Source organism: Devosia sp. Root685 (genome assembly GCF_001427875.1).
GTDB lineage: Bacteria > Pseudomonadota > Alphaproteobacteria > Rhizobiales > Devosiaceae > Devosia.
On the sequence record NZ_LMHK01000004.1, the window covers coordinates 361,723 to 376,277 of the forward strand.

13 protein-coding genes are annotated in these 14,555 nt (G+C 61.7%); 7 read left to right on the top strand and 6 right to left on the bottom strand.

Annotation, left to right across the window (positions count from 1 at the left end; all coding sequences use genetic code 11):
- Positions 1-86: 86 nt before the first annotated feature.
- The 3 genes from dnaJ to ASD83_RS19235 all read right to left on the bottom strand — a co-directional run bounded on the left by dnaJ (position 87) and on the right by ASD83_RS19235 (position 4,093).
- Positions 87-1,223: a molecular chaperone DnaJ gene (dnaJ, locus tag ASD83_RS19225; RefSeq protein WP_056313989.1), complete on the bottom strand. Its 1,137-nt coding sequence runs from the start codon at positions 1,221-1,223 to the stop codon at positions 87-89.
- Positions 1,224-1,617: 394 nt separating this feature from the next.
- Positions 1,618-3,525, bottom strand: coding sequence for a molecular chaperone DnaK (gene dnaK, locus ASD83_RS19230; RefSeq protein WP_056313991.1), 1,908 nt, complete (start codon positions 3,523-3,525; stop codon positions 1,618-1,620).
- A gap of 235 nt (positions 3,526-3,760) precedes the next feature.
- Positions 3,761-4,093 carry a hypothetical protein gene (locus tag ASD83_RS19235; protein ID WP_056313992.1) on the bottom strand — a complete coding sequence of 111 codons (333 nt, stop codon included), beginning with the start codon at positions 4,091-4,093 and terminating at the stop codon, positions 3,761-3,763.
- 178 nt (positions 4,094-4,271) lie between these two features.
- On the opposite strand from ASD83_RS19235, the gene pabB reads away from it, so the two are divergent.
- Together pabB and pncA are read left to right on the top strand one after the other, a co-directional pair.
- Positions 4,272-6,035, top strand: coding sequence for an aminodeoxychorismate synthase component I (gene pabB / locus ASD83_RS19240; RefSeq protein ID WP_056313995.1), 1,764 nt, complete (start codon positions 4,272-4,274; stop codon positions 6,033-6,035).
- Complete coding sequence (gene pncA / locus ASD83_RS19245; RefSeq protein ID WP_056313996.1) at positions 6,035-6,670, top strand: bifunctional nicotinamidase/pyrazinamidase; 636 nt, start codon at positions 6,035-6,037, stop codon at positions 6,668-6,670. Before pabB ends, pncA begins: the two co-directional genes overlap by 1 nt.
- 229 nt (positions 6,671-6,899) lie before the next feature.
- Here the strand turns inward: pncA and grpE are convergent, their stop codons facing one another.
- Complete coding sequence (gene grpE / locus ASD83_RS19250; RefSeq protein ID WP_200946538.1) at positions 6,900-7,484, bottom strand: nucleotide exchange factor GrpE; 585 nt, start codon at positions 7,482-7,484, stop codon at positions 6,900-6,902.
- Between the two features lie 77 nt (positions 7,485-7,561).
- A complete protein-coding gene (hrcA, locus tag ASD83_RS19255; protein ID WP_056313998.1) occupies positions 7,562-8,641 on the bottom strand; it encodes a heat-inducible transcriptional repressor HrcA in 1,080 nt (359 codons plus the stop codon).
- 140 nt (positions 8,642-8,781) lie between these two features.
- Between hrcA and rph the strand changes: the two genes are divergently transcribed.
- From rph to hemW, 3 genes are all read left to right on the top strand, one after another.
- Positions 8,782-9,498 (top strand): ribonuclease PH, encoded by a 717-nt coding sequence (gene rph / locus ASD83_RS19260; protein ID WP_056314000.1) that lies wholly within the window; start codon positions 8,782-8,784, stop codon positions 9,496-9,498.
- A gap of 202 nt (positions 9,499-9,700) precedes the next feature.
- Positions 9,701-10,345, top strand: a complete 645-nt coding sequence (gene rdgB / locus ASD83_RS19270; protein WP_056314003.1) for an RdgB/HAM1 family non-canonical purine NTP pyrophosphatase — start codon at positions 9,701-9,703, stop codon at positions 10,343-10,345.
- 165 nt (positions 10,346-10,510) lie between these two features.
- Positions 10,511-11,665, top strand: a complete 1,155-nt coding sequence (hemW, locus tag ASD83_RS19275) for a radical SAM family heme chaperone HemW (protein ID WP_056314005.1) — start codon at positions 10,511-10,513, stop codon at positions 11,663-11,665.
- A 307-nt stretch (positions 11,666-11,972) separates the two neighbouring features.
- Here the strand turns inward: hemW and ASD83_RS19280 are convergent, their stop codons facing one another.
- Positions 11,973-13,211 carry a penicillin-binding protein activator gene (locus tag ASD83_RS19280; protein ID WP_156386054.1) on the bottom strand — a complete coding sequence of 413 codons (1,239 nt, stop codon included), beginning with the start codon at positions 13,209-13,211 and terminating at the stop codon, positions 11,973-11,975.
- Positions 13,212-13,297: 86 nt separating this feature from the next.
- Between ASD83_RS19280 and rsmI the strand changes: the two genes are divergently transcribed.
- Together rsmI and ASD83_RS19290 are read left to right on the top strand one after the other, a co-directional pair.
- Positions 13,298-14,182: a 16S rRNA (cytidine(1402)-2'-O)-methyltransferase gene (gene rsmI, locus ASD83_RS19285; RefSeq protein WP_056314009.1), complete on the top strand. Its 885-nt coding sequence runs from the start codon at positions 13,298-13,300 to the stop codon at positions 14,180-14,182.
- The gene (locus ASD83_RS19290) at positions 14,151-14,537 is read left to right on the top strand and encodes a YraN family protein (RefSeq protein WP_056314011.1); all 387 of its coding nucleotides are present in this window, start codon (positions 14,151-14,153) and stop codon (positions 14,535-14,537) included. Before rsmI ends, ASD83_RS19290 begins: the two co-directional genes overlap by 32 nt.
- Positions 14,538-14,555 lie beyond the last annotated feature (18 nt).

Below are 14,555 nucleotides of genomic sequence, written 5' to 3' on the forward strand. Positions count from 1 at the left end.
GCGGGGATTTATCACCAGCCATTCGAGCATAGCTCTCATGGCTTTGAGGCCTAAAATCGCCCCACAGGGGCGATTTCCTTACGGCCTCAAGCCTCGAACATCTTCTTCAATTTGTCGAAAAACCCACCCGATTCCGGGCTCGTGTCCTTGGTCTCGAGTTCCGCAAATTCCTCCAGCAGTTCGCGCTGACGCTTGGAAAGATTTTGCGGCGTCTCGATATCGAGCTGCACATAGAGATCGCCGACATCCTTCGAACGCAAGACCGGCATGCCCTTGCCTTTGAGGCGCACGCGCTGCCCCGGTTGCGTGCCGGTCGGTACCTTCACCTTGGCCCGCGCGCTATCGAGCGTCGGCACTTCGAATTCCCCGCCCAAAGCCGCCGTAGTCATGGAAATCGGCACGCGCGCATAAAGGTCCGCACCATCGCGCTGGAACAGGTCATGCGGCCTGATCGAGATGAAAATATAAAGATCGCCCGGCGGGCCGCCCCGCACCCCGGCCTCGCCCTCATTGGCAAGGCGAATGCGCGTCCCGTCCTCAATCCCCTTGGGAATATCGACGGACAGTTTGCGGTTTTCCTGCCGGCGCCCCTGGCCGCCGCAATCGGTGCAGGGCTGGTCCATCATCTGGCCGCGGCCCTGGCAGACCGGGCACGTGCGTTCGATGGTGAAAAAGCCCTGGGCAGCACGCACCTTGCCATGGCCATTGCACTGCCGGCAGGTATGGGTGCCGGTCCCCGGCTTGGCGCCCGACCCTTCGCAGGTGTCGCAACCGACGAGCGTCGGTACGTCGATTTCGACGGTGCGGCCTTCAAAACTCTCTTCGAGCGCGATTTCAAGATTATAGCGCAGGTCCGAGCCGCGCAGTTTTGACGCCCCACCGCCGCCACCGCGACGGCCGCCGCCGCCCATGAAGTCGCCAAAAATGTCTTCAAAGATATCGGACATGGACGAGGTGAATTCGGGCCCAAAGCCGCCCCCGGCGCGCCCGCCGCCCTGTTCGAAGGCCGCATGGCCAAACCGGTCATAGGCGGCGCGCTTCTGGCCGTCCTTGAGCGTATCGTAGGCCTCGTTGATTTCCTTGAACTTGTTCTCGGCCTCGGCATTGCCGGGATTGCGGTCCGGGTGGAACTGCATGGCGAGTTTGCGATAGGCGCTTTTCAGAGCCGCCTCGTCGGCGCCCTTCTGGCAGCCGAGCACTTCGTAAAAATCGCGTTTGGCCAAAAATCTTCTCCGAAACAGCCGGTCGCGCCTGAGATCGCGCCCCGCTTAAAGTCTGTCATTCCGTCCCTAGATGGCAATCGACCCCACAACCCGCAAGGGGTCTGGGGCCGGCAAGGGACGGAGCCGTGTTAAAAGTGCTTTAGCAAGAGAGTGCCGAAGGGGCAACTTTGCTGACACAACTTCCGTGATTCACGTGGAACACCCCCTCACCCGTCTCGCCCTGCGGGCGATCCACCTTCTCCCCGAGGGGGCGAGGAACAAGAGGCGATCGCCGATCTATTCTTCTCCCCATCGGGGAGAAGGTGGCGCGCAGCGCCGGATGAAGGGGATCGCTCAAGCAAACAAAAAGGGCCCGGTGTCGCCACCGAGCCCCAATTCAAAAGACTGACAAAAATTACTTCTTGTCGTCGTCCCTGACCTCTTCGAAGTCGGCGTCGACGACATCGTCTTCGTCGTCCTCATCGCGGGTGCCATTGGCCTTGGCTTCGGCTTCCGCCTGGCTGGCCTTGTACATGGCTTCGCCAAGCTTCATCGAAGCCTCGGCCAGCGCCGAGGTCTTTTCCTTGATCGCTTCGGCGTCGTCGCCATCGATGACCGTCTTGAGGTCGGCAATCGCGCTTTCGATGGCGCCCTTGTCCTCGGCCGAAACCTTGTCGCCATAGTCCTTCAGCGACTTTTCGGTCGAGTGAACCAGCGATTCGGCCTGGTTCCTGGCTTCCACCGCTTCGCGCTTGCGCTTGTCGGCGTCGGCATTGGCTTCGGCGTCCTTGACCATCTTTTCGATGTCGGCGTCGCTGAGACCACCCGAGGCCTGGATGCGGATCTGCTGCTCCTTGCCGGTGCCCTTGTCCTTGGCGGACACGTTCACGAGGCCGTTGGCGTCGATGTCGAAGGTGACTTCGATCTGCGGCACGCCGCGCGGTGCGGGCGGAATGCCGGCAAGGTCGAAATTACCCAAGAGCTTGTTGTCGGCCGCCATTTCGCGTTCGCCCTGGAAGACCCGGATTGTCACTGCCGACTGATTGTCTTCAGCGGTCGAGAAGGTCTGGCTCTTCTTGGTCGGAATGGTCGTGTTACGATCGATGAGGCGCGTAAAGACGCCACCAAGGGTTTCGATGCCGAGGCTAAGCGGGGTCACGTCGAGCAGCAGCACGTCCTTGACGTCGCCCTGCAGGACGCCGCCCTGGATCGCCGCGCCGAGCGCCACGACTTCATCGGGGTTAACGCCCTTGTGGGGTTCCTTGCCGAACAGCTGCTTGACCGCTTCCTGGACCTTGGGCATACGGCTCATGCCGCCAACGAGAACGACTTCGTCGATCTGGCTTGCGGAAATGCCGGCATCCTTCATGGCCTGCTTGCACGGCTCGATGGTGCGCTGGATCAGGTCGTCGACCAGCGATTCGAGCTTTGAACGCGAAAGCTTCAGCGTCAGGTGTTTTGGGCCCGAAGCATCTGCCGTAATAAAGGGCAGGTTGATTTCGGTCTGGGTCGAAGAAGAAAGTTCGATCTTGGCCTTTTCCGCAGCTTCCTTGAGGCGCTGCAGAGCGAGCTTGTCATTGCGCAGGTCGATGCCCTGCTCTTTCTTGAATTCGTCGGCGAGATAATCGACGAGGCGCATGTCAAAGTCTTCGCCACCGAGGAAGGTGTCGCCATTGGTCGACTTCACTTCGAAGACGCCATCGCCGATTTCGAGGATCGACACGTCAAAGGTACCGCCGCCAAGGTCATAGACCGCGATGGTGCCCGAATTCTTCTTGTCGAGACCGTAGGCCAGCGCTGCTGCCGTCGGCTCGTTGATGATGCGCAGAACTTCAAGGCCGGCAATCTTGCCCGCATCCTTGGTGGCCTGGCGCTGGGAATCGTTGAAGTAAGCCGGAACGGTGATCACGGCCTGAGTGACGGTCTCGCCGAGATAGGCTTCGGCGGTTTCCTTCATCTTCTGGAGGATCATCGCCGAGACCTGGCTCGGCGAGAACTTGTCGCCCGAGGCTTCAACCCATGCGTCGCCATTGTCGGCGGACACGATCTTGAAGGGGACGAGGTTCTTGTCCTTGGCCACGACCTTGTCATCATAACGACGGCCGATCAGGCGTTTTACCGCAAACAGCGTGCCTTCGGGGTTGGTCACAGCCTGGCGCTTGGCCGGCTGGCCAACGAGGCGCTCGCCATCCTTGGAGAAAGCGACCATGGACGGGGTCGTCCGTGCGCCTTCGGCATTTTCGATAACTTTGGGATTGCTGCCGTCCATGACGGCGACGCAGCTATTGGTTGTACCGAGGTCGATACCAATGACTTTTGCCATAAAACTAGCCTCTCTTTATAGCGAACCATCTAGCGAGACCCTTTTTGCAAAGCAGCCTCTGTGCCCCAAAGGGGCCTGGTCCCTCGTAGGTTGATTTGCCCCTGTTCGGGGCCTCGGGGCGTATATAGGGGGGTGCGCTTTGGGCTTCAAGCGTGGGCAGGCCCAGAAAAGCCCCGAAATGTCTTTGCCGGAAAGAAAAGGCGCCGCCCGGCAGGCCAGGCAGCGCCGTCTCCGGTCAGTCGGTGATCGTGTAGGAACCGAGTTCGCAGATATCGATTGCCGGCTCGATCAGTTCCGCGCCGCTATCCATCACGAATTTGAAGTCATAGACGCACTCTTCCGAGCCATCGCCAATGGTCACGGTGCCATTATAGCCCGATTCCAGCGTGCCCGTGTCCCCGAGCAGGTCATGGCCCCAGTTATTGTCATTGCTGGGGGAGGTATAAAAATAATGCAGCGCCTGCGAGCTCTCGTTGATCAGCGTGAACTCGACAGTCTGCGCCGCGGCCGGCGCGATGCCAGCCACAAGCGCCAGGGCGGCAAGCGCGCCCAGCAGTTCGGTCTTCATTTGGAATTGCCCTCAACCGGTCGCACATCGCGCCCGGACGGCCATTATCTGCCACGCCGCAATTTTTCCGCCAAGAGGCGTTCCTCCAGTCTCGGCGTCATTCCCGCGAAAGCGGGAATCCCTGTTCATGGCGCGATCTGCGCTTCCGAAGAATTGGTGCGGCGTATAGAACCCTGCCATGTTCACGCCCGGCACCGTGCTCCTGCACGACAATCTCAATCCCGATGGCCAGAGCCACCTTTTTGCTGATCCCAAAGAGGTGCTGCGTGCCTATGACGCGCCGTCCGCCCGCGCCGCCCTCAAGCGCATTGCCGAGGCCGGAAAAGATGGCCTCTGGGCCGCCGGCTATTTTGCCTATGAGCTGGGCTTTCTGTTCGAAGAGCGTTTGGCAAAACACCTGCCCCAGCCAGGCAAGACACCCCTCCTCTGGTTCGGCCTCTACGACGGCCCAAAACCCTTCGCTGGTCTCCCCGAGGCGCCGGATGGCACCGCCCAAAACCTGGCGCCCACGATAAGCTTTGCCGATTACGCCTCTGCCTTCGATACCGTAAAAAACTACATCGCGGCCGGCGACACCTATCAGGTCAACCTCACCTTCAAGGCGAGCTTCACGCTTTCCGGCGATCCCCTCGGCCTCTATCGTCGCCTCGCCCAGGCTCAAAGAACCGCTTATGGCGCCTATATCAATGCCGGCGATCATTTTGTTCTGTCCCGATCCCCCGAACTCTTTATCGCAGGCACCGGCGACACCCTGTCCGCCCGCCCGATGAAGGGCACCATGCCCCGCGCGCCTCTGGCATCACAGGATGCCGCCGACCGCAAAACCCTTGCCCATGACGAAAAGAACCGTGCCGAAAACCTGATGATCGTCGATCTCCTGCGCAACGATCTCGGCCGCATCGCCGAAATCGGCTCGGTAAAGGTGACCGACCTCTTCACGGTGGAAACCTATTCCACCCTCCACACCATGACCTCGGGTATCACGGCAAAGCGCCGCCCCGAGGTCACCATGCTGGACATATTGGAAAACCTCTTCCCCTGCGGATCGATCACCGGCGCCCCAAAACTGCGCGCCATGGAGATCATCCACGAGGTCGAGGCAAAACCCCGCGGCCTCTATACCGGCTCCATCGGCTATATAGCCCCCAATGGAGACTTTGCCTTCAACGTCGCCATCCGCACCGCCATCATCGATTCGGCGGGCAATGGCAGTATCGGCATAGGCGGCGGCATCGTCGCCGATAGCGAAGCAAAGTCCGAATACGACGAGGCCCTTTTAAAACTCCGCTTCCTCAGCGATCCCGCCCCGCCAGTCACCCTGATCGAAACCATGAAATGGTCGCCCACCGAAGGTTTCGTCCTCCTCGGCCGCCACCTCGCCCGGCTTCTGTCATCTGCCGCCTATTTCGGCCTTCCCGCCGACGCAGCCGAAGCCACGACGCGCCTCCTTTCCGAAAGCCAAACCTGGACCGCCCCCATGCGCGTCCGCCTCACCCTTTCGGAAACGGGTATCGAGGTGACCGCCGTCCCCCTGCCGCCGAACCCCGAAAAATTCCGCTTCATCATCGCCGCGGAAACCCTTGATTCGCGGTCGGTCTGGCTCGCCCACAAAACCACCAACCGCGCTTTTTACGATTCTCCCCGGATCAAGGCGCATGATGAGCACGGCGTCGACGAAGTCCTCTTCCTCAACGAGCGCGGGGAATTGACCGAAGGCTCGATCACCAACATTTTCATCGAGCGCGATGGAAAACTTCTCACCCCCGCCCTGTCCTCCGGCCTCCTCCCCGGCACCCTCCGCGCCGAACTCATCGAAACCGGCAAGGCGCAAGAAACCATTCTCACGCTTGCCGATCTGCACTCCGCCGATGCAATCTTCCTCGGCAATTCCGTGCGCGGCCTCATCCGCGCCGAGCTTTTACAACCGGAGAGAGCCGCCTGATGACCATAAATATCGGCCCCGAAGACGTGCTCGTCGTCGTCGATGTGCAATATGACTTCCTGCCCGGCGGCAATCTGGCCGTATCGGGCGGCGACGAAATCGTGCCTCTGATCAATGCGCTCGCCAAAAAGTTCAAAAACGTCGTCTTCACCCAGGACTGGCACCCGGCAGACCACGTTTCCTTTGCGAGCCAACACGCCGGCAAGGCGCCTTACGAAACCGTCGAACTCGACTACGGCACGCAAGTCCTCTGGCCCGACCACTGCGTCTGGGCCACTCGTGGCGCTGAACTCTCTTCCGATTTGGACATCCCTCACGGCCAACTTGTCATCCGCAAGGGCTACAACCGCGCGATCGATTCCTATTCCGGCTTCCAGGAAGCCGACCGCGAAACCCTGACCGGCCTTGCCGGCTATCTCAACGAACGCGAAGCCGGCCGCCTCTTCATCGTGGGTCTCGCCACCGATTTCTGCGTCGCCTGGACCGCCCTCGACGGCGCCGCCGCCGGCTTTGACGTCACCGTCATCGAAGACGCCACCCGCGCTATCGATTCGAACGGTTCATTGGAAAAAGCTTGGGAAGATATGAAGGAAGCCGGCGTCGAGCGCATCATGAGCCGCGAGATACTAGGCTAGGGCGCGGCCCAACGGGCCGACCCAGCAGCCCGTCCTCTAAGCCCTCATGGTGAGGTGCCCCGGGCTTGACCCGGGGCCTCGAACCACGAGGGCGTGGCACGGGGCCTCCACTCGCTCAACCTCGCCCGTCGAGGCTTTGCTCCGCAAAGCGCCTCAGGATGAGGTTTTTTGGACAAACAAAAAGGGCGCCCCAAAAGACGCCCCTTCCAAAATCCAAAAACCCAAAAAATCAGACGTTCTTATCCACGCCCTCGGCCGGCGCCCCAGCCCCGCCGCCCTTGGCGACACCCACCATGGCGGGCCGCAACACGCGATCGCCAATGGCAAAACCCTCTTGCACCACCTGCACAACCGTCCCTTCCGGCACGCTCGGGTTCGGCACTTCAAACATGGCCTGATGCTTGTTCGGATCAAACTTCTGCCCCGCCGCCTCGATCGGCTTGACGCCATGCTTGCCGAGAAGGCGCTGCATTTCGCGCTCGGCCAGTTCCAGCCCTTCAATGAGGCTCTTGAGCGCACCTTCTGCGCTCGCCCGCGTTTCCTCGGGGATCACCAGCAGCGCGCGGCTCAGCGCATCGGTGGCGCTCAGCATGTCGCGCGCAAAGCCGGCAATGGCATAGGAGCGCGTGTCGGCAACATCGCGCTCGGTGCGCTTCCTGAGATTTTCCATCTCGGCATGCGTGCGCAGCACACGGTCCTTCAGCTCGGCATTTTCCGCGAGCAGGGCCTCGACAGGATCGACCTCCGGCGTTTCGGTGGCCGGAATTTCGGTCTCCGGCGTTTCGCCCTGGGCGGCGTTCTCGTCGCTCATCATGTCTCCGTGGACCTCAGTAATAAAAGTTTCGCCCCGCATATCGGCCAAGGCGGCGTCTTTTTCAATAGTTGAACGCTTCAGCCGCGTTTGCGTGCCATCAGCCTTGTGAGCACATTGGCGGTATAATCCACCACCGGCACGATGCGCGCATAGTTGAGCCGCGTCGGCCCGATCACCCCAAGCACGCCGACAACCTTGTCATTGGCATCCTTATAGGGCGAGAGAATCACCGAAGACCCGGACAGGGAAAACAGCTTGTTTTCCGAGCCGATGAAAATCCGCACCCCCTGCGCCTTTTCCGCATCGCCGAGCAGCTCCAGCAATCCGTCTTTGCTTTCGAGCTCATCGAACAGTTGGCGCATGCGCTCCAGTTCATCGCTCGCCATCGTGTCGTTGAGCAGGTTCGCCCGCCCCCGCACGATCACGCGCGGCGCCGCTGCCGGACTATCCTGCACCAGCGTTGCAATCCCGTCGTCGACAAGTTTTTGCGTCAATTCGTCAAGCTCGGCCCGCTGCTCCAAACGCCGCTCGTCCAGTGCCTTGCGCGCCTCCGCCAGCGTTCGCCCCACAACATAGTTGGCTAAATAATTGCTGGCCTGCTGCAGCGCCGAAACCGTAAAACCCGGCGGCAGATCGAGAATGCGGTTCTCCACCTGCCCATCGTCGCCCACCAGCACTGCCATGGCGCGTGAATTGTCGAGCCGCACGAATTCCACATGCCGCAGTACCATGTCGGCCTTGGTGGCGATCACCAGCCCCGCGCCCTGGCTCAAGCCAGAGAGCAGCGAACTCGCTTCAGTGAGCAGATCATCCACCTGCCGCCTGCCTGCCGGCCCCTCGATATGCTGGGCAATGCTGCGCTTCTCGCTTTCATTGACCGCACCGACTTCGAGCATGGAATCGACGAAAAACCGCAGCCCCTGCTGCGTCGGCTGGCGACCGGCCGAGGTATGCGGCGCCGCAATCAGGCCGAGATCCTCGAGATCCGCCATCACATTGCGCACCGAGGCTGGAGAGAGTTCGGTCTGCAAAAGCCGCGAAAGATCGCGCGACCCCACCGGCAGGCCGGTGTCGAGATAGCGTTCCACCAGCCGCCGGAAGATGTCCTGGCTGCGATCATTCAGAACATTGAGGAAATCGTCGGGTGGACGGACCATGGGTCGCTTTGATTCAAATGATCGGCTTTAACCTTGCTCCCTCATTTAAGCGTTCAGTGCAAGGCCACCAAGCTCTGGAGCGCTTGTTCGGAAGGGCGAGGAAGGTTAAGAGGCGGTAAACAGCAAAAGAGACGAGCCTTATGCGGCCTTCCGGACGCGCCCCCAATCAGATGCGGGCTGTCACCATCGAGCGCAATGTCGCCATGAAAGCCGAAGGCTCCTGCCTCGTCGCTTTCGGCAATACAAAAGTGCTGGTCACTGCGTCAGTTGAAACCAGCCTTCCCGGCTGGCTGCGCGGCAAGGGCCAGGGCTGGGTCACCGCCGAATATGGCATGCTCCCCCGCGCCACCAATACCCGCACCCGCCGCGAAGCCACCGCCGGAAAACAGTCCGGCCGCACGCAGGAAATTCAGCGCCTCATCGGCCGCTCGCTCCGTGCTGTGGTCGATCTGACCGCGCTCGGCGAATCCCAGATCACGCTCGATTGCGACGTGCTCGAAGCCGATGGCGGCACCCGCACCGCCTCGATCACCGGCGCCTATATCGCGCTGGCCGATGCCATAAAATGGCTCGAAGAGCGCAAATTGACCAAGGGCCCAGTGCTCAAAGATAGCGTCGCCGCCGTCTCCTGCGGCATCTATCGCGGCACCCCCCTCCTCGATCTCGACTATCTCGAAGACGTGGAAGCCGAAACCGACGCCAATTTCGTCATGACCGGCAGCGGCAAATTCGTCGAAATCCAGGGCACCGCCGAAGGCGCCCCGTTTGACCGCACCGAGCTCGAAGCGCTGATGACCCTGGCCGGCCAGGGCATTGCCGAATTGACCGACCTGCAGAAGGCCGCGCTTTCCGCATGATTTTCTCGATTTTCAAGAAGCCCTCCTCTGGCCCTTCTGGCCAACTTCCCCCCAAGAGGGAGAAGAACGGTTCGGCATTCGCCTCTATTCCTCTCCCCCTCGGGGAGAGGGTGGATCGCGCAAAGCGCGAGACGGGTGAGGGTGCTTTCCAGGCCGGCACTTGCGCCATCTGGAACGACATCCAACGCGCGCTGGAGTCCAAATGACCACGATTCCAAAACTCCGCCGTGGTGATCGCCTCGTTCTCGCCACCCACAACGCGGGAAAGCTGAAAGAATTCCAGGAGCTTTTCGCCCCCTTCGGCCTTGAGCTCGTCTCTGCCGGCGAGCTCGGCCTGCCCGAACCCGAAGAAAACGGCACCACTTTTGCGGAAAACGCCCGCACCAAAGCCCATGCCTCGGCCAAGGCAGCAAACATGCTCGCCCTCTCCGACGATAGCGGGCTTTGTGTCGATGCGCTCGATGGCCAGCCCGGCGTCTACACCGCCGATTGGGCCGGCGTGCCGCGCGATTTCAATTTCGCCATGCAGCGCGTTGAAAACGAGCTGCAGGCCAAAGGCGCCACCACGCCCGAAAAACGCCAGGCCTCGTTTAACGCCACCCTCTGCCTCGCCCATCCCGATGGCCGCGACATGCTGTTCGTCGGCAAGTGCGATGGCACCCTGATCTGGCCGCCCCGCGGCAGCGTGGGCCATGGCTACGACCCCATGTTCCAGCCCGAAGGTCACGAGCAGACCTTTGGCGAAATGGCCGCCGAAGCCAAACACGCTTGGGCCCCAGGTCAGCAGGGCCTCTCCCACCGCGCCCGCGCCTTTGCCCAATTCGTGGAGAACCAGATTGAAGGCTGAGGGCTTCGCCGCTTCATCGCTGCACCCCCCAACCAACCTCCCCCTCCTAGGGGGAGGAGCAGTCCCGGTTTTGCTCTCAATCTCCGCCAAAAACACCGCCGCGACCCCTCCCCCTTCCAGGGGGAGGTTGGGTGGGGGTTCTTCGTCCAGCCACAGGTGCCCCGCATGAGCAATCCCAACGACCTGTTCGGCGTCTACGTGCATTGGCCGTTCTGCGCCTCCAAATGCCCCTATTGCGATTTCAATTCGCACGTCCATCGCGGCCCCTTCGATGAAGACGCCTATGTGGACGGCTACAAGAAAGAGATCGCCCACATGGCGAGCCTTTCGCCGGGCCGCCTCGTGCAATCGATCTTTTTTGGCGGTGGCACGCCCTCGCTGATGTCGCCAAAGGCCGTCGGCACCATTCTCGACACCATCGCCAGCCATTGGCAGATCGACAGCAACGCCGAAATCACCCTCGAAGCCAACCCGACCTCGGTCGAAGTCGACCGTTTCCGGGGTTTCCGCACTGCCGGCATCAATCGCGTCTCGCTCGGCGTCCAGTCGCTGCGTCCCGGCCCCCTGGCCGAACTCGGCCGCCGCCATACCGTCGAAGAAGCCGTCGCCGCCGTCCGCATCGCCCAGTCCGTCTTTGAGCGGTCCAGTTTCGATCTCATCTACGCCCGCCCCAAGCAAACGCTTGAGGATTGGGAGGACGAATTGAAAGAAGCCATCTGGCTCGCCCGCGGGCACTTGAGCCTCTACCAGCTCACCATCGAGCAGGGCACGCGCTACTTTGATCTCTTCAATGCCGGCAAGCTGCAAATGCCGAACGAAGATCTCGGCGCCGATTTTTATGAGCTCACGCAGGAATTGACCGCCGCCGCTGGCATGCCGGCCTATGAAATTTCCAATCACGCCGTTCCCGGCCAGGAAAGCCGCCACAACATGCTCTATTGGCGCTATGGCGAATATGCCGGCATCGGCCCCGGCGCCCATGGGCGCCTCTTGCTCAATCACCAGCGCCACGCCACCGCCACCGAAAAAATGCCCTTCGACTGGCTCAAACTCGTCAACGAGTTCGGCCACGGCATGACCACCGACGACGTCCTCACCTGGGAAGAACAGGGCGACGAATACCTCGTCATGGGCCTGCGTCTGAAAGAAGGCATTTCCCCCAGCCGCTTCATGTCCATTTCCGGCCGCACCATCGCCGAAAAACAGATCGAAGCGCTCAAGGGCTATGGTTTTGTCGAAACCCTCCCCAACGGCAATATCCGCGTCACCGAGAAGGGCTTTCCGGTGCTCGACGCCGTGGTGGCGGATCTGGCGGCTTAAAGAGGCCTCCCCTCACCCGTCTCTCCCTTCGGGCGATCCACCCTCTCCCCAATGGGGAAAGGAACAAGACGCAAGCACGGATCTATCCTTCTCCCCATCGGGGAGAAGGGGCACGGTGCCTCCCAGTGCGCCGGACCACCCCTCGCCCCTTGAGGGAGAGGGACAGCAACTTTTGCGTTCAGCAAAATTGCAGGGTGAGGGGTTTCGAGGCGTCCCGCAGGGCAAATCATGCCGGTGGCATGATTTGAGCCGAGAAAGCCATTTGAGCTAAGCTCAAATGGCCGGGCCTCCGCAGAGGAACGAGCAGTCAGAGCTTCGCCCCATCCACCGTGGTCGCCCCACCAGACCCAACCTTCTTCACCACCAGCGCATATTCCGCGCGGCCATTCCCCAAAAACCTGAACGCCCCGTCCCGGCCATTGAACCCCGAAGCGCTGGTGAGCAGCGCTGGGTTATAGGGCGGGCTCGCCATCGACAGCGTGTTCACATTGGCCAGAATCGTCGCCGTATAGGCAATCGTCGCCAGCGGAGGCGGCCGCGAACCGAACCTGGCCTGATAATCCCCGGCAATCGCGTTGAACCCGGCCTCATCAACCGCCGGATAAATCGCCCCCGCCAGCCCCGGCGTCGCATTGATCGTGGCATCCCCTGCCCAATCCGCCGACCCGACAATCTGCACCGCCTCCCCCGTCACCCCGGAACCAGCCAGCGCCGCAGCAAATGCCGGCGCACTCGCCCGCTCGGGAATGAAAAACGCATCGATCATGCCTCGGTCGATCTGTTGCTTGGCCTGCGCCACGATCTGCGCCGCCTCACCCGGTCCAGAAAATGTGTAAACATCAGGCGCTCCAAACCCTGCCGCAACAGCCTGCTGCCGAAACGCCGTCGCCAGCGCCTCGCCATAAGGCGTCGCCGGAAAGGCCCCGGCCAACCCGCGCCGCCCCTGCGCCTTCACGTAAGTAAGGGCGCGCTTCATCTCCATGTCCGGCAACACGGATAGGAGATACACCCCCTGCCCGGCCGTACTTGGATTGTTCGAAAACCCGATCAGCGGCACCCCGGCGCCCCGCGCCACATTGGCCACGGCCGCCACCTGATCACCCCTAAGCGGCCCCAGAATCAGTTTCGCCCCACCCGCCACCGCCGCATTGGCGGCGTTGATGGCCCCAGCCGGACTATCCCCGGTATCGCGCAGCGTGATCGTGATATTTTCGGCTATGTTTGGATTGGCTTCGATGAAGGCAACCGCCAGCTTCGAAGCATTGGCGAGCGATGTTCCCACCGCCGCGAGGGACTGATCCCCCGAAAGCGGCAACAGCAGCGCCACCGACACGGGCCCGCGCCCAAACACCTCGCCACCCGATTGCGGCATCGGCGTCAGCGTCCCGCCGCTATTCCCGCCCCTGACATTTGCGGCCGGCTCTCCCCAGCCCAAAGTGCGCGACCCGATCTGAAAACTGCCGGGCGCGCAGGACGCCAGAACCACACCCAGCGTGAGCGCCAAGGCGCCGCGCCGCCATTTGGCACTTGTGTGACCTAAAGCCATGAAAGAGGTCCGAGATGCTCACAGTCTGTTAACAAACTCCCCCCATTTCGTTAAGCAAGTCTCAACCCCGAGGAGCTTCCGGCGCGATGGACAAAAATACGGAATATTTCATTGCCGGCTCGCCCTTTAGCGCCCCGCCACTTGCCGCCGGCCTCTATGTCGTCTCGACCCCCATCGGCAACCTGCGCGACATCACTGTCCGCGCCCTAGAAACCCTCGCCGCGGCCAGCATTGTCCTTTGCGAAGATACCAGAACCTCCGCAAAACTCCTCGACCACTACGGCATCCGCGGAAAACGCCAGGCATTACATGAACATAACGAGCGCGCCCGCGCCGAGGAAATCGTCTCCCGCATCGCCGCGGGCGAAGCCATCGCCCTGATTTCCGACGCCGGCACCCCCCTTCTTTCCGATCCCGGCTTCCCCCTCATTCGCGCCCTGGCCGAAGCCAACCTCCCCGTCTTCCCCATCCCCGGCGCCTCCGCTTTGCTCTCGGCTCTCGTCGTCGCCGGCCTCCCCACAGACGCCTTCGCCTTTCACGGCTTCCTCCCCAACAAAGCCGGCGCTCGCGCTAATGCCTTGGCAAAGCTGGTGGATTCACGTGAAACACTGGTCTTCTACGAATCCCCCCGCCGCCTCGACGACACGCTCGCCGCCATGGCCGAGGTTTTCGGTGATCGCCAGGCCGCCGTTTCCCTCGAACTCACCAAGCGCTTCGAACGCACTTTTCGCGGGTCGCTTTCCGAACTCGCCGAAAAGTTCGGTAGCGAAGAAACCAAAGGCGAAGCCGTCATCGTCGTTGCCGGCGCCGCCGAACCCAGCGCCCCCGCCGCCGAAGACTGGCAGGCAGCTCTCTCGGAGGCCATGGCCGATCAACCCATGCGCAGCGCCGTCGATGAAATCGCCGCGCGCTATGGCCTGAAACGCAAAGAGGTCTACGATGCCGCGCTCGCCCTCAAGGCCCAGCAATAAAAGGCAAATTGCTGAGCGCGGTGGCCAGCGCGGCGAAGCGCTGGCAGCGCTTTTCCTGCAGGCAAAATTCTACCGCATCCGCCACCGCCGCTATAAAACCCCCATCGGTGAAATCGACCTCGTCGTCGAACGCAACGGCACCATCGCCTTCATCGAGGTCAAAACCCGCGCCCATCACAGCCTCGAGGCTGACGCTCTCGAAGCGGTAAACACATCGCGCATCGTCCGCGCCGCGGAGCATTGGCTTGCGCGCCACCCGCGTGAAGCGGAAAAGACCTGCCGCTTCGATGTGATTTTCCTTGCACCTGGTCGCTGGCCGCGCCATCTCATCAACGCGTTCGATGCTGACGGCTGACGCTTTCCCGCGTCATCC

What these genes read in the sequence shown, in the direction of transcription:
- dnaK (WP_056313991.1), bottom strand. Translation starts at nt 3,525, where the DNA reads ATGGCAAAAGTCATTGGTATCGACCTCGGTACAACCAATAGCTGCGTC.
- ASD83_RS19235 (WP_056313992.1), bottom strand. Translation starts at nt 4,093, where the DNA reads ATGAAGACCGAACTGCTGGGCGCGCTTGCCGCCCTGGCGCTTGTGGCT.
- pabB (WP_056313995.1), top strand. Translation starts at nt 4,272, where the DNA reads ATGTTCACGCCCGGCACCGTGCTCCTGCACGACAATCTCAATCCCGAT.
- pncA (WP_056313996.1), top strand. Translation starts at nt 6,035, where the DNA reads ATGACCATAAATATCGGCCCCGAAGACGTGCTCGTCGTCGTCGATGTG.
- grpE (WP_200946538.1), bottom strand. Translation starts at nt 7,484, where the DNA reads ATGATGAGCGACGAGAACGCCGCCCAGGGCGAAACGCCGGAGACCGAA.
- hrcA (WP_056313998.1), bottom strand. Translation starts at nt 8,641, where the DNA reads ATGGTCCGTCCACCCGACGATTTCCTCAATGTTCTGAATGATCGCAGC.
- rph (WP_056314000.1), top strand. Translation starts at nt 8,782, where the DNA reads ATGCGGCCTTCCGGACGCGCCCCCAATCAGATGCGGGCTGTCACCATC.
- rdgB (WP_056314003.1), top strand. Translation starts at nt 9,701, where the DNA reads ATGACCACGATTCCAAAACTCCGCCGTGGTGATCGCCTCGTTCTCGCC.
- hemW (WP_056314005.1), top strand. Translation starts at nt 10,511, where the DNA reads ATGAGCAATCCCAACGACCTGTTCGGCGTCTACGTGCATTGGCCGTTC.
- ASD83_RS19280 (WP_156386054.1), bottom strand. Translation starts at nt 13,211, where the DNA reads ATGGCTTTAGGTCACACAAGTGCCAAATGGCGGCGCGGCGCCTTGGCG.
- rsmI (WP_056314009.1), top strand. Translation starts at nt 13,298, where the DNA reads ATGGACAAAAATACGGAATATTTCATTGCCGGCTCGCCCTTTAGCGCC.
- ASD83_RS19290 (WP_056314011.1), top strand. Translation starts at nt 14,151, where the DNA reads ATGCCGCGCTCGCCCTCAAGGCCCAGCAATAAAAGGCAAATTGCTGAG.